Raw genomic sequence first — 14,053 nt, forward strand, 5'->3', positions numbered from 1 at the left:
ATGTTATTAAAGCTGTCTTTAACGAGTATGCGGAAAATGTTCAAAGATTATTTAGTTTTATTATTTGGGCTAACGATCTCGATCGCCATTTTCTATATGTTCCAAACACTGGCACAAAATGAAGCCTTTGTTGAAGCAAATTCTATGATTAGTGCAACGATGTTTGTTTTTCATGTAGGAACATTTATTCTCGGGTTTATTACCATTTTTTATATTTTTTATGCCACTTCGTTTATTCAAACATTACGGCAAAAGGAAATGGCTATGTATATGACACTGGGTGCTAAAAAAAGCAAAATTACCCAACTGATGTTTATGGAAACACTGTTTATTGGGCTGATCTCCCTTGTGATCGGCATTATAATCGGGATTGGATTAACGACAGTTATCGCTGATTTATTAATGGAAAAGCTTGACTTTTCAGCAGAAGCTACTGGGTTTAAAGCTATTTATACAGGATCGATTTTGACAACAATCATTTTCTATGTTGCCCTGTTTTTATTAACATCAATGGTTAATGCATGGCAAATTGGTAAGAAAAAAGTTCTTGATTTGTTACAAGCTAATAAAAAACAAGACTTTATTAAAACAAGTGGAGTAAAAACATTTTTCGGCGTGCTTTTTTCCATTATTCTAATCGTCATTGGCTATTATATTATGATTAACATGGCTAAGCTTCAACATTTCGGAGTTATCTTAGCATCCATTACCGTCGTTCCAGGAACATACTTGATTTTTATTTCGTTTTTACCATTCTTTGTGAAAAAGCTGAAACAAAACCGTACTTTAAATGAAACTGGTATCAACTCATTTACACTAGGACAATTACGCTTCCGGATGCTTAACTTAACAAAAGTACTAGGAACAGTAGCTATGTTAATTGCACTTGGATTAGGTGCGATGACAGCAGGAATTTCGTTTTACCATAATGTTGAAATTCAATCATCTAAGCTCCAAGCGAATGATGCTGCTATTTATCAACCAACAGCAGAAGATTTAAATACATTGGAAAAGATGAAATTAACTGAAAAACATACGTATGTATATAAAGTAAGCGATGATGGGGTATTTTTTCTTAAAGAGAGTCTATTAAAGCAGCCACCTTTAGTTCCTAGTATGGAAAAAGGAATGGAAAAGCTGTCAGATGTAAAAATAAAACGGATAGAAGACAAACTCCCTGCTCCTGTATATTCGATGGAAGGGACAAAAGGAGAGGAACTTCCTGATAAATGGTTGACTGCCTTTTCTTATGAATTAAATGCAAGCTATAATATGTTTGGCGAAAGAGTGATCCATGTTGTTGATAAGAGTCATTATCAACAAGTAAAAGCCGAAGAAAAACAAGTTATTTTAGTTAAGGCAGACGACTTTTCAAATTATTTGCCGGAATTTAAGCAATTGGAAGAAAGGCAAAGAAAGGTTGCTGAAAGTTATGTTGGTAAACCTGTAGAAAACGCAGGAGGAAAATACAATAATTACGTTAGTTTAAAAAGTTTTTCCAGTGGTACAATCTTTATGGGTATTTTCTTAGGCATTGCCTTTTTAATGATGATGGCTAGTGTGCTGATGTTTAAATTATTATCAAGTGCCGGAGCAGATATTCAACGCTATCAAATGTTACGAAAAATTGGCGTACGTAAATCGCTATTGAACCGTTCGATTTACCGAGAACTGTTCCTGTTATTCTTATTCCCTGCAATCGTTGGTTTAGTACACGTCTTAATTGGCATGCAAATGTTCTCTTTCATCTTAGTTGAGCCTTATACAAAAATATGGTTGCCAATTAGCCTTTTCTTATTGATCTACGGTTCATATTATGTTATTACTGTCCAATTGTACAAGCGAATTGTACTGCCTAAGAACCATTAACCCTTTCGAGAACCAAGCAGGTAAAATTGTTTGGTTCTTTATTCATTATAAAATCCTTATGTAAGGATTTTCTTAAATAATATTCTATCAAACTATACATGAGAACGAACAAAGAACCTATTGCAGACTACTTAAATAGGTGAATATTCCCAAACGATCAGAAAGCTTATGGCCTCCTTCCTACATGTTACTAAAATATATTATAGAGATAAAGGACGTAGAAGCATCACATAATGAAATAGAAAACCGAGCTGCTCAAATATAAGTTCTCCAGACCTATTATCTAAATCAAAAATATGTATAACATTTTATCCCGTCAAGTTAAACAGGAAAATAGTAAGCTTTATCTTTTTCTACATTCTAAACTAATTTAATAAGGAAAAAACAAATTGTTTTTAGTTATTGTGTATTGTATGCTAATTCATCATTTTTCTTATAGACCTAATTTTTTTATTATGTTAGGATGGCAGTAACTTTTAAAGACAACGTAAAATTAATATCAGAAAGGGTTGATGAATATGGCAAATACAGAAAAGAAAGAACCAATGATATTTGACATCCATGTGGCTGAGGGAAGCAATTATGAGGTGGGTAAACAGCGGGCCGAGACTTTAAAAGAACACTATCCGGACGACATTCCCTATTACACCAGTCCCATGGAAGGACAGGGTTATATATCTGCAGCGACTGCCCATAAGAGGATGATGTTAATTGATAAAATATGTCCCGGCTTTACAGATGAAATACAGGGATTTGCAGATGAAATAGGAGTAGAATCGGAAAAAATAATTTGCTATGCAAATTCATATCACAATTCTTATAATTGTTGTCAATTTGCAGTACTCCCTTCAAACACGAGCGATGGACATTTTTATGTTGGAAGAAGCTATGAATACTTTGTAAGGGACGAAAGAAGTTTATGCATTACCCGTGTAACAGGAAAACCAAAGCATATTGGCTTCTCTCTCCAAAACGCAGGAAGAATGGACGGCATGAATGAACACGGTTTAGTTGTTTCCATGTCAAGTACAGCCTACTTGAAACCTCTCGATGGAAATGGGTGTGAATTTTGGGTTGCCATTCGTGCCATTTTAGACCGCTGTAAAAACGTTTATGAAGCGAAATGTTTACTTGAAGAAATCCCATTGTGCACAAATACGAATTTCTTAGTGGCAGACGCTTCTAATCATGCTGCTATATTTGAGGTGGCAAGCTTTTCAACGGACAAAAAAAGAATGATCGAACGGAAACCATTTGGCGATTTATTAGTCGCTACCAATCACTATGTGAGCCATGAAATGAACGAATTTGATGAACATCATTTTTGGAATTCTGAATTGCGATACACCTCTGTATGGAACTCATTATTAAGAGATGCACCTAATATTAATGATGAAAAAATAAGGAAATTACTTTCCACTCCGTATCCATATGGTCCTTGCTGCCATTTCTATTCAAGTGGAATGGGCACGCTTAGAAGTATGATATTTGATGTATCAGAGAAGAATTTAAAGGTTAGTTTTGGTCCACCAGACATGAATCCATGGCATGAAATTGATATTGACACTCCGATGGGACTTGAAGAGATTATATGCAAATATGATAATATAGAAATAGAGAATCCAGAACATTTCTGGAGAGAAATGTATCGAGGGTTTGGTGGGCACTCGACAATTAGATCAAGATAGAGGTAGGTAATTATCTCCTTCCGCCTTCTGCTCTTCCTGCTTTACGACGTAATAGCAAAATACCTATAGGATGTTTAGCGTTTCTTGAAATACTGGATACAAAAAAATTGGTATATACCAAATTTGTAATCTTATAAAATTTTAGTTACTACTCGATTCCAATGAGTTCTTAGTATGCTATATTACAAGAAAAAATAAAAAATTAAGAGCTTTGTCATTGATCATTTAATCGTTAGTAAACAAATTGCCGAATGTAAGCTTTTTAAACATGAAGGCAGTGTTTTGAAATGAAAAAAATACAGATCCTTACATTCCGGATAAGAAAACATGCCTTCTTCTAACAGGGGTTACCAACGCCTAGCAACAGCCCGCTTTTAGTCAGCTTTCCTTTAGATTCGAGCCAATGTTGGCTTATCGTAGCAGGAAGAAGTGTGAGATTTACTAGGTGTTCGAGCACATACTTAGACGATCGAGCTACTTTCAAAAAGATAGCCAACATGCAAAAAATTGCTTCCTAGATAGCTAAACATCCTGTACCAGTAATTGAAAGTTTAATCGATCTTACGTACAGCGAGAAATACTAAATAGAGGTAAAGGCCAATGGAAACAAGTACAGAACCTGCTGCAGTTACATAAATCACTGCATAATTAAATAGAAAAGCAATCTGTCCAAATAGAATTGCTCCAAGTCCAACACCTAAATCAAAAAAGGAAAAAAAGGTAGCATTTGCCATCCCTTTTCTGTTTTCCGGTGCCTTCTCAACCGCCCAAGCTTGTAACGCCGGCTGAATGGTTCCAAAGCCAAGTCCATACATTGCAGCTGCCACTAATAAAATAACAGTACTTGGGAGCCAAGCTAGCAACAGCATCGCAATAAAAATAAGTATCGTTCCAGGTAAGAAAACATATAAATGACCTTTTTGATCATATACTTTTCCGGCAAAGGTTCGAGAAACCATCAGGAATAGAGCATACACTAAAAAATACCCTTCAATACCTGCAATACTTTTCTCTGCAGCATGAAGCGGCAAAAATGTAGCAATCCCTCCAAAAGTAAACGTAATAAAAAACAATAATAGCGATGGCTGTATAGCAGTCTTTTCGAAAATATCAAACTTTAAAGCTACTGTCTTATGCGGTGATTCTTCTACTTTCTTATATTTAATTTTACTAGATAAAATAAATGCTACTATTCCACCAGCAGCACAGATAAGGAAAAAGTGAGAAAAGCTAATAACATCTACTAGCATTAAGCCTAGCGAAGGGCCAATTGCCAGTGCCATATTACCTGCGAGTCCAAAATAGCCCATTCCCTCTCCACGACGGGAAGGCGGGATTAGATCCGTTGCAATCGTACCTGTTGCTGTCGTTGAGAATCCCCAACCAATACCTTGAATAATTCGTAATACAAGTAAGAAGAAAATAGTAGAAACGACAGCAAATGAGCCGACAGATAAAACAAAGATTAGCAAACCGAGCATATAGACAAAGCGCCTTCCTTTCGTTTCTAAAGCATATCCAGCATATGGGCGCATGATCAATGCAGAAAATGTGAATATTCCAACAATAACACCAATTAATTGATCGCTTCCTCCCAACTCCTTAACAAATAATGGCAAGGTCGGTAAAGTCATTTGGAAGCCTAAAAAAATAAAGAAGTTAGCTAAACAAATAAGAATAAAGTCACGTGTCCAAATTTTCTCCGCTTTTTTATCAATCATCGCAGATTGTGCGTCCATTAATCGCCCTCCTTTATTAGAAAAACTTGATTTATCGCCAAGTCTTTATAGCAAAAGCTATCGTTTTTCTTATACTATAAACCATAAAGTTATACTTTCTTATAGTATAAAAAACGGTTCAGCACTTTGCTTCGACACTCGAAATATATTATACAGAAATCAAGGAAGAAAGCAATGAATCCGTACAACCTACTAGTATAACTCCTCATTTCATTTATTTCCTTAGGGGAGCTAAATCTGATTAGAAAAACTTGGCTTATCGCCAAGTCTTTAGCGAAAGCCATAGTTTTTCTTATACTATAAACCATAAAAATTTTATAATTCCCTATAGTGTTAGAAAAACTTGGCTTATCGCCAAGTCTTTACGGCGAAAGCTATCGTTTTTCTTATACGATAAAGTGAAACTTCATTCAGTAGGAGTTTGCTTCCCTCTCCTACTGAATGTTAGTACCACAAGGGTATGACCTAAAGGCCCTTGAACCAATCGGGCATTTAGGTGCCGTTTTCTCACACTTTGACTCTTTTGTATCAATTTAGGACTTGAAGTGGGAAACTTACGGCACCTTACATGCGGGATAAAGCCTAAAGTCTTATACTTTCCTATAGTATAAAAAAACCAGCCAGAGTCAGGTCTCTGATTAGCCTTTTGCCTGATAAATCCTACGGCAAAAAGATGTCAAATCAATCCTATTTACCGCAAGAATTTTACACTTTTTTTTACCAATATAGTAAATTGCTCTTCCATTAAAAAATGTTTATTTTCCTTTCAATTATAAACATAAACACTGCTGTATTCTCAGTACAGCAGTGTAACAAATTATCTATTTGCCTTTCTACATAATTGACGAACTCAGTAATATCATCAAAATACGCATCAGGCTGCTTCGAGAATGTTAACGTTTGTGCGTTAGGAAACCATTTTACCCCAATCGTATGAACATTCGCTTCTAGTCCTGCTTGAATATCAGCATCACTATCACCAATAAACATTGCTTCATGATTACTTATTTTTATTTTTGTTCATGCTTTATAAATGTCTTCAGGATAGGGCTTAGATTGCTTCACATCGTCTCCTGCAATGATCGCATTAAATAAATTTCTCATTTGCAACACCTCTAGAGATATATCTAGACTTCTTCTTGTTTTCCCCGTAACAATTCCTAACGTCATCCCAGCGTTTTTTTTAAAAGGAAGAGCATGTCATCTATCTCCTGATAATGATCAACTAACTCCGCATGATGCTTCATATATTGTTCATAGAAATACTCAATAGCGTCATCCCAAATCTTTACTATTTAAATTTTCTTTCATGATATTTGTTTCAGAAGGGCCAAACATAGCCTTTACTTCCTCATCAATGAGGCGTTTTCGCATCATAGTGCTTAAAAACCTCTTGAAATGCATGATAGCAGTTTGGCAACGTATCCACTAATGTTCCATCAATCAAAATCAAACAAAATTGCTTTCACCCAACTCCCTTTGTATTTACGAATTACCCGTATATAACGATTATTTTCCCACTTACTATTTACTAGTTATCAAGTTTATTCTTCTAATGGAAGTTTCACTATTCTGTTCTTTATAGCCGTTTTAGAGCTATTGCTTTCCGCATATATTGTAATGCTTCTTGAGCAGACTCTCCTTTTACAAGCATCACATTCGTATACAATACATCAATTATACTAAGCTCAGCAAGCCTTGAGGATAACGCTTCTGAACGAAATTCAGTTTCCTCTGCAACTGTATATAGTAAAATATCAGCATTCTTTGTCAAAGGAGATTTAGCAAAATTCGTGATCGCAATTGTCATCACCTGTTTCTCCTTTAATATTTGAAGCAAATCAATAATATCCTTTGTAGAACCGGAATGAGAGATAATTACAGCAACATCCTGTTTTCCTAATTGTGAAGCTGACATTAATTGCATATGAGCATCAAAATTGGAATACACATTTATCCCGCTACGAATAAATTTGTGATATGCATCAAGGGAAACAATTGCCGATCCACCAATCCCAAAAAACTCCACTTTTTCTGCTCGAACAAGTGCTTGAACTGCTGTTTTCAGAGCCTCTTCATCGATAATTTTCAATGTATCCTCTAATGTTTTGATATTTGAACGAAATACTTTTTCACCAACCGTAACCACATCATCGCCAGCTTGTATATCCTCATGTATATCTGCGATTGGTGTAACAATCTCTGCAGCAAGCGCAATCTTTAAAGCTTGGTATCCTTTAAAACCAATTCGCTGACAAAAGCGAAAAATCGTTGACTCCGCAACTTCTAAGTTATCAGCAAGCTGATTAATCGTATAATGAGTAATTTCTTTCGGATGCTTTAAGATATAATCGGCTATCTTTTTTTCTTTCTCACTAAGCCTGCTGTAATTACTGCGGATACGTGCTAAGCCGTGTTGAGTTTCTTGTTCCATATTAACGTACTCCTTTTTTAATAGAGAGAAACTTCATTCAAGGAGCGCTTTTCTCCTTGAAGTAGTATAAAGGCTATAATCTCGGGGGCCCTTCGATGGATTACTACCGAAGCTTTTCTTGCATGTGGTATGTGCTTACCGAGCTTCTCCATCCTTAAAAAAGAAAAACACTTTTCTGCTGTGCGATGTCTAATTCAAGGAGCTTCTCTATCCTGTTGCCCGTACGAATAGGACATTTGAATACCAATATTCCCTTTAGGCTTTTCCGTATTCCCTACATCTCTGAAATCTGATGGCATCTTGACTAAATTAAACAGAAAAGTATTCCTACTATGTCATCTCTTACCAAATTTGAATGAATCATATTTATCCACCGCTCTAAAACACTTAAATGTAATTCGTTTAAAGAATAGAATGAATTTATATCATCTATTATACACGAAAAAAATTTCTTTTATATAATTTGAATACGGAAAAATATTTGATATAATGGATATGGAATGTAATAAAACATGAGGTGAAAATAATGGAAATCGGTATTATCGGACTTGGAAAGATGGGCTATCATTTAGCGCTTAACTTACTAGATCATCATCACAATGTACGTGGCTTTGACAAAATAGAAAAACAGGCAGAAGGAATAACACATGACAACTTTCAGTTCCACACTTCGATTAAAACATTAGTGAAAAGTATGCCAGCTCCCCGTATTATTTGGTTAATGGTTCCCGCGGGTGATATCACAGAACGAGTCATTCAGGAAATTGCACCTCTCCTAGATAAAGAAGATATTATTATTGACGGAGGTAATTCAAATTATAAAGACACGATAAAACGAAATGAATTTTTAGCTAATAGAGGCATATACTTTTTTGATTGTGGTACAAGCGGTGGCATCAATGGTGCTCGCCATGGGGTTTGTACAATGATTGGCGGAGATGAAGCTAAGTTTAAAGAGATCGAGCCGCTTTTTAAAGATATCGCTGTTAAAGATGGCTATTTATATACTGGAAAATCCGGCAGTGGTCATTTTTTAAAGATGATTCATAATGGTATTGAATATGGAATGATGCAAGCAATTGCTGAAGGTTTTGATATTCTCCATAAAAGTGAATTCGATTATGATTATGAACAAGTAGCAACTGTATTTAATAATGGCTCTGTGATTCGTTCATGGCTCATGGAATTGATGGTACAGGCTTTTAGAAAGGATGCTAAGCTGGACAACATTCGCGGAATTATGCATTCTTCAGGTGAAGGAAAATGGACGGTCGAAACGGCTTTAGACTATCAAGTCGCTGCACCAGTCATTGCTCTATCACTCATGATGCGTTATCGTTCGCTAGAAGAAGATACATTTACTGGTAAGGTTGTAGCAGCATTACGAAATGAGTTTGGTGGTCACGCAGTCGTAAATAATAACACGCAATCTTAATCATGTATTTTTCCATTCAGCAATTTGGTTTTTATGGTTGACCTCCCAATTTATTTATAACTTAATCACGGATAGAATGAAAACTTCCAGTCCGCTTTTTTAGGGTTAGAACACTTGAATTTTTCTCTCGATGACGAAAAATAAAAAAAGCGCAGGATGTGAAATAAACCGTTTTTTGGATCCTGTTCATCGTTTTGAGGGTACGCTAGTTAAAGGGATTTCACAGGCAATTTGTACGGCTCTCAATCCTAAAAAAACGTCTAAAAAGTATCCTTCCTTCACATCCTTTACAGAAAAAACAAGACAATCGATTGGTACTATTCAGAGGCATTTGTATTCGTTGATCAAGGAAAGCTATATGTAATAACTTTAAAAAGTTTAGTGCAATTTTGAACATTCGGGAAAAATAGCGTGCTATAAAAATTGAAAATAGGTAAGGGCATGAACCAAATGAAACGAATAGCGTCATTATTTATCCAGAATTGTTGCCAACCTTCATTTGTTTACCCCCGTCTTATTAAAGAGAATACAAAAACATTACCGATTTTCAGCGCAAACCATGTAAACCATATACCGTAAAAATTAATAAAGCGAGCTGTGCATTCAGCTCGCTTTATTAATTTTACATAGCGTAAAGCTATACAGTGAATCCTGCTGACTTCCTTCTTATTCAATCACTCCACAAGCAATCCGCTCCCCTGCATCACCTGCAGGTTGGGACTTATAATCATCTTCTTTCGCATGAATAACTAACGCTGTCCCGCCCTTTTTAAACAGCGAATGGCTCTCTCCCTGTTCCAACGTCACCAAGTTTGCAATTACTTCGGTTTGTACTGTTCCATCTTGATTCACTTCAATATTGGGAAGGTCTCCGGCATGGGGCCCTCCTGATACTTTTTTTCCATGTTTCGCATGATTAGGATTATAGTGTCCACCTGCCGAAGAAAAATCAGGCGCTTCGCAAGAACCTGTCTCATGAATATGAAATCCGTGTTTTCCTGGAGGTAATTTTTCTCCCTTTAGTTTAATTTGAACACCATCTTTATTTTCCGTTAATGTTGCAGTCGCTACTATCTGTTGACTCTGATTTTTTAGAGAAACAAGTACCTCTTTTGCTGCTTCATTTATAGTAGCTGTTGTTTCGTCTGTTTCTTCGTTCTTTCCACGTCCGTCATCTCGATGTTGCTCGTTATTATCTACATTACAAGCTACCAAGCTCAATAGGACAAGGAAAGTTACTGCAAGAAATAAACGTACATGTTTTAGCCTCATCGTTTTTGCTCCTTTCAATCGTTTGTAAAAGAGGGTAAAATGAAACTTCCATTCACTAGGGCTTTCTTCGCTACAACGAGTAGATCAAAGACCAAAATAGCAATCCCCCTCAAAATCGCTATGTATCGCTATCGAAGCTTTCCTTGTCTTCAACATCCCAGTTATCTTCCTACTGAAGCTACCCCGTCCTACTCCCCGAACAAATCGGAAATTTAGTGCCTTCATCTTCCATTTAGACTTATTCTAACTCTTGAGCGGAAGTCTTATGATACCTTAGATGCAGGATAAAAAAGGTTTCAAGTATCCTTCCCGGCATCTTAATAGTCGTTAATAAACTTGACCAACGTTAAAAGTTTTGCCGGACTTGTTATACCTTCTTTTTTCAAAAACATTTATTACCAGTCTCTACATTACTTTAGCGAATTAAACATCGGACGATTTCGCAGAAAGTTTCCAATAGCGTATAATAAGAGTACAATTGAAAGGAGAGATTTTAATGGGCTTATTTGATGGAATGATGGGAAATGCTTCCGAGATGGATGCCAAAAAAGCAGAGCAAGAAGTAGCGGATTTATTAGCGAATGCAGAACATGTAGAACATGCTTATAAGCTAATACGGGACATGTTGATTTTCACGAACAAACGATTAATTCTCCTAGATAAGCAGGGAGTGACCGGAAAGAAAATGGAATATCATTCAATTCCATACAAGAATATTACTCATTTTTCTGTAGAGACAGCTGGAACATTTGATTTAGATGCAGAATTAAAGTTGTGGGTTTCTGGAAGTTCCGAACCAATTGAAAAGACCTTCAACAAACAATTAAACATATATAAAGTTCAGGCAGTTTTAGCTAATTATGTTTGCGGCTAAGATATGTAAATAACAGAAGAAGTTTATATTAAATAGTTATAAAATTTGAAGTATATTAGGATGAGACGATCTTTGTCTTAAAAAGAAAAAGAGAGTATAAAATTAGCTTTGTATGTAAGAGCAGGTGGTTACCCCTAACAGTTAGAGTTTTATTATGCAGCTGATTGGCTGGATTGCGTTCGGTACTCGACTGAACTCAGCCCAGCCAATTTTTCTTTTATTCGCTCATGTTTATACCAGTAGATAGATATATATTTTTCAATCCGACTTTTTTTAATTCTTTATAGCTTCCTAATTTTTCTCCATCATACATTTCTTATTTTACAATACCAAAAAAGATCTCCATTGAAGCATTGTCTGCACAGGTTGCTTAACGTCCTCACTTATACTTTTGTTTAACACAAAGACTTTAAGAGGGGATATTGTCCATTAATAGATATAAAAGTTTAATCTTCAATCAGTGAAGGCTTTCTGTTATCCCCTACTGAGGGTTAGATAAACAGAATCGGACATTTGACTTGCAGTTGGATCTTTCGTTTATCCTCTCAGATTTTACTGCCAGTTACATGTGGGATAACAGGTTATTTAAGATAGAAATGGGATTGTAAAGTTCTTAAGATACCCAATACCATAGGCTCATTTTCAACTTCATTTGTTACTAACCTTCAAATAATACTTGACATCTCACCAACAATATATTACTGTGTATATACACATACACAGTATAACAGTTTTGGAGGGATTTAATATGCAAAAATGGAAGCAGGCTTTCCAAGTTGCTAAGCTAGAGTTAAGCTATTCATGGCAAGGCTTTATTCTTTGTCTAATCTTAACTTTTTTCTTAAGCTTTCTGTTTATCTATAATTTAGACGCTTATTTAAATACTCAAGTTATGGGCTACGATCTCTTATTTATCACATTTTTCTTTCTCGGATTTGTATGGGCCAAACCAAATTATTTCCAACTTCAACATCAATCTAGCGGTTTTATTGCTGCTCCTGTATTCCTTATGCAGCTACAATTGCCGATTGAACAAGATATTCTAATTAAAAGCAGATTTATCGTTTACTTTTTCTATTCCCTGCCTTGGCAAATTTGCTTTCTAATTTTATTCTATGCTTCATCAATAAATGAAGTCTTGTCCGTCACGGCATATCTCATTTTTTCGATTATGTGGCTTTCTGTCACTCTTTATGCTGGAACAATTTTCCCCATCAATGATGCCGGTGAACAAGGATTTTTTTCTACTAAAATAGGAGGAATATTGGGAGCATTATTATATTTTTCTATCGTTTTTATCTTTATGTTTCCTATTTATATCCTTACCAACCACGGAATTGTCTACTGGTCCATTATACTAGCTCAAAAATGGCCATGGTTAGCTGCCACCATTTCATTAATCATCGGCTTTACAGCAGTGAACGTACATCAAGTGTATATGAAAAAGAAAATAAACAAGCTGGATTATTTATAGATTAAAGAAAGGGAGAGCAGCCATGAAACTGCCAATACGTCTTTCAAAAACATCACGCGAACCAATCTATCATCAAATTGAAAATCAACTAAAGACGTTGATCGCAAGTGGACAGCTGGCGGAAGGCGAACCATTGCCATCCATTCGAGTACTGGCAAAGGATTTGGAAACAAGCGTCATTACTATTCGCCGCGCCTATCAAAATTTAGAATATCAAGGCTTTATTCGAACAACTCAAGGAAAAGGAACCTTTGTGGCAGCAGTAGACGATACAATGAAGCAACAAATTAAAGTTTCTGAAGTATATCAAGCGATTGAACATGCCGTTGACATTGCCATTAGCTATGACTATACGATCGAGCAAATTAAAGAAATCTTTACAGAAGTCATACAGGAAAAGGAAGGACGATAACGATGGAAACATTGCTTGAGATAACCAATTTAGAAAAGCAGCTGGAGAGCTTGCATATCGGACCAATTCAATTAACAGTTGAATCTGGAACTATCACAACCCTTGTTGGCAGAAATGGTTCCGGAAAAAGCACCTTACTCAAGCTGATAATGAATCTAGTAAAACCGGATCAAGGGAACATTAAACTGCTGGATGTATTTACACATGGGCAAGATGAGAGCTGGAAGCAATTTATTGCCTATCAACCACAAACGATTATTGGCTGGGATGCGTTTACCGGACAAACATTAAAAGAATTTATTGCTCCGTTATATCGTGTCTGGGACGAAGAACTGTTTCAAAAAATGGTCTCCTTATTCGGAATCCCGCTAAATCGACGGTTTCGTAAGCTATCACAGGGAATGCAACAAAAACTAACTATCGCTCTTACAATATCAAAAAATACACCATTATTACTGCTTGATGAACCGACTTCATTTATGGATATACCAGCAAAACAACTACTGATGGATCTGCTTGTAGACTGGATAGATCAAGGCGAGCGGGCAATTATCATGACAAGTCATCAATCTGCAGATATTATGAAACTTTCTGATTATATTAACGTACTAAAGAATGGGAAATTAATCGCTAATTTTGAAAAAGAAACTTTATTTGCAACCTATCAGCGTTATTGGCTTACGGAAAAGCTTCCAGCTATTACAATTCCTGGAGAAGTGAAGCGAACTGCCAATTACCTTATTTCTAGCTCTCCTGAACAAACGGAAACATTTCTTAGTACACAGCAAATCAAATGGACGACACAGGAAGCTTTAAAAATTGAAGAAATTATTACACTGCTCACAGTGTGAAATGA

General features: G+C 35.9%; 12 protein-coding genes and 1 pseudogene. 7 read left to right on the forward strand and 6 right to left on the reverse strand.

Annotation, left to right across the window (positions count from 1 at the left end):
* Nucleotides 1–1,869: an FtsX-like permease family protein gene (locus tag BN1066_RS06350; RefSeq protein WP_077318606.1), complete on the forward strand. Its 1,869-nt coding sequence runs from the start codon at nucleotides 1–3 to the stop codon at nucleotides 1,867–1,869.
* 518 nt (nucleotides 1,870–2,387) lie between these two features.
* Nucleotides 2,388–3,557 carry a C45 family autoproteolytic acyltransferase/hydrolase gene (locus BN1066_RS06355; RefSeq protein WP_077318607.1) on the forward strand — a complete coding sequence of 390 codons (1,170 nt, stop codon included), beginning with the start codon at nucleotides 2,388–2,390 and terminating at the stop codon, nucleotides 3,555–3,557.
* 551 nt (nucleotides 3,558–4,108) lie between these two features.
* Here BN1066_RS06355 and BN1066_RS06360 read toward each other — a convergent pair.
* The 4 genes from BN1066_RS06360 to BN1066_RS06370 form a co-directional block, all read right to left on the reverse strand.
* Entirely contained in the window at nucleotides 4,109–5,296 is a 1,188-nt protein-coding gene (locus BN1066_RS06360) for an MFS transporter (RefSeq protein ID WP_077318608.1), read from the reverse strand.
* A gap of 744 nt (nucleotides 5,297–6,040) precedes the next feature.
* Nucleotides 6,041–6,286 (reverse strand): HAD family hydrolase, encoded by a 246-nt coding sequence (locus BN1066_RS20655; protein ID WP_245799714.1) that lies wholly within the window; start codon nucleotides 6,284–6,286, stop codon nucleotides 6,041–6,043.
* 30 nt (nucleotides 6,287–6,316) lie between these two features.
* Nucleotides 6,317–6,466 (reverse strand): HAD hydrolase-like protein, encoded by a 150-nt coding sequence (locus BN1066_RS20660; RefSeq protein WP_245799715.1) that lies wholly within the window; start codon nucleotides 6,464–6,466, stop codon nucleotides 6,317–6,319.
* 409 nt (nucleotides 6,467–6,875) lie between these two features.
* Nucleotides 6,876–7,730: a MurR/RpiR family transcriptional regulator gene (locus BN1066_RS06370; RefSeq protein WP_077318609.1), complete on the reverse strand. Its 855-nt coding sequence runs from the start codon at nucleotides 7,728–7,730 to the stop codon at nucleotides 6,876–6,878.
* Between the two features lie 526 nt (nucleotides 7,731–8,256).
* Between BN1066_RS06370 and gnd the strand changes: the two genes are divergently transcribed.
* Nucleotides 8,257–9,165 carry a phosphogluconate dehydrogenase (NAD(+)-dependent, decarboxylating) gene (gnd, locus tag BN1066_RS06375; protein ID WP_077318610.1) on the forward strand — a complete coding sequence of 303 codons (909 nt, stop codon included), beginning with the start codon at nucleotides 8,257–8,259 and terminating at the stop codon, nucleotides 9,163–9,165.
* A 666-nt stretch (nucleotides 9,166–9,831) separates the two neighbouring features.
* Here gnd and BN1066_RS06380 read toward each other — a convergent pair.
* On the reverse strand, nucleotides 9,832–10,437 hold the full coding sequence (locus BN1066_RS06380) for a superoxide dismutase family protein (RefSeq protein WP_077318611.1): 606 nt from the start codon (nucleotides 10,435–10,437) through the stop codon (nucleotides 9,832–9,834).
* Nucleotides 10,438–10,933: 496 nt separating this feature from the next.
* Here BN1066_RS06380 and BN1066_RS06385 point away from each other — a divergent pair, with 496 nt between their 5' ends.
* Complete coding sequence (locus BN1066_RS06385; protein WP_077318612.1) at nucleotides 10,934–11,311, forward strand: PH domain-containing protein; 378 nt, start codon at nucleotides 10,934–10,936, stop codon at nucleotides 11,309–11,311.
* Between the two features lie 152 nt (nucleotides 11,312–11,463).
* On the opposite strand, the pseudogene BN1066_RS20665 reads toward BN1066_RS06385, so the two are convergent.
* A pseudogene (locus BN1066_RS20665) lies at nucleotides 11,464–11,675 on the reverse strand (IS3 family transposase); the annotation flags it as partial.
* A 384-nt stretch (nucleotides 11,676–12,059) separates the two neighbouring features.
* Between BN1066_RS20665 and BN1066_RS06395 the strand changes: the two are divergent.
* From BN1066_RS06395 to BN1066_RS06405, 3 genes are read left to right on the forward strand one after another with little or no spacing between them, the layout of a single operon-like run.
* Entirely contained in the window at nucleotides 12,060–12,785 is a 726-nt protein-coding gene (locus BN1066_RS06395) for a hypothetical protein (RefSeq protein ID WP_077318613.1), read from the forward strand.
* Nucleotides 12,786–12,807: 22 nt separating this feature from the next.
* The gene (locus BN1066_RS06400) at nucleotides 12,808–13,197 is read left to right on the forward strand and encodes a GntR family transcriptional regulator (protein WP_077318614.1); all 390 of its coding nucleotides are present in this window, start codon (nucleotides 12,808–12,810) and stop codon (nucleotides 13,195–13,197) included.
* A 2-nt stretch (nucleotides 13,198–13,199) separates the two neighbouring features.
* Nucleotides 13,200–14,048, forward strand: a complete 849-nt coding sequence (locus BN1066_RS06405; protein WP_077318615.1) for an ATP-binding cassette domain-containing protein — start codon at nucleotides 13,200–13,202, stop codon at nucleotides 14,046–14,048.
* Nucleotides 14,049–14,053 lie beyond the last annotated feature (5 nt).

The sequence above is a fragment of the Virgibacillus proomii genome (assembly GCF_900162615.1).
GTDB lineage: Bacteria > Bacillota > Bacilli > Bacillales > Amphibacillaceae > Virgibacillus > Virgibacillus proomii.

Bases quoted from the DNA above. Each gene is read 5' to 3' on its own strand.
- BN1066_RS06350 (WP_077318606.1), top strand. From the start codon at position 1: ATGTTATTAAAGCTGTCTTTAACGAGTATGCGGAAAATGTTCAAAGAT.
- BN1066_RS06355 (WP_077318607.1), top strand. From the start codon at position 2,388: ATGGCAAATACAGAAAAGAAAGAACCAATGATATTTGACATCCATGTG.
- BN1066_RS06360 (WP_077318608.1), bottom strand. From the start codon at position 5,296: ATGGACGCACAATCTGCGATGATTGATAAAAAAGCGGAGAAAATTTGG.
- BN1066_RS20655 (WP_245799714.1), bottom strand. From the start codon at position 6,286: ATGTTTATTGGTGATAGTGATGCTGATATTCAAGCAGGACTAGAAGCG.
- BN1066_RS20660 (WP_245799715.1), bottom strand. From the start codon at position 6,466: ATGACGTTAGGAATTGTTACGGGGAAAACAAGAAGAAGTCTAGATATA.
- BN1066_RS06370 (WP_077318609.1), bottom strand. From the start codon at position 7,730: ATGGAACAAGAAACTCAACACGGCTTAGCACGTATCCGCAGTAATTAC.
- gnd (WP_077318610.1), top strand. From the start codon at position 8,257: ATGGAAATCGGTATTATCGGACTTGGAAAGATGGGCTATCATTTAGCG.
- BN1066_RS06380 (WP_077318611.1), bottom strand. From the start codon at position 10,437: ATGAGGCTAAAACATGTACGTTTATTTCTTGCAGTAACTTTCCTTGTC.
- BN1066_RS06385 (WP_077318612.1), top strand. From the start codon at position 10,934: ATGGGCTTATTTGATGGAATGATGGGAAATGCTTCCGAGATGGATGCC.
- BN1066_RS06395 (WP_077318613.1), top strand. From the start codon at position 12,060: ATGCAAAAATGGAAGCAGGCTTTCCAAGTTGCTAAGCTAGAGTTAAGC.
- BN1066_RS06400 (WP_077318614.1), top strand. From the start codon at position 12,808: ATGAAACTGCCAATACGTCTTTCAAAAACATCACGCGAACCAATCTAT.
- BN1066_RS06405 (WP_077318615.1), top strand. From the start codon at position 13,200: ATGGAAACATTGCTTGAGATAACCAATTTAGAAAAGCAGCTGGAGAGC.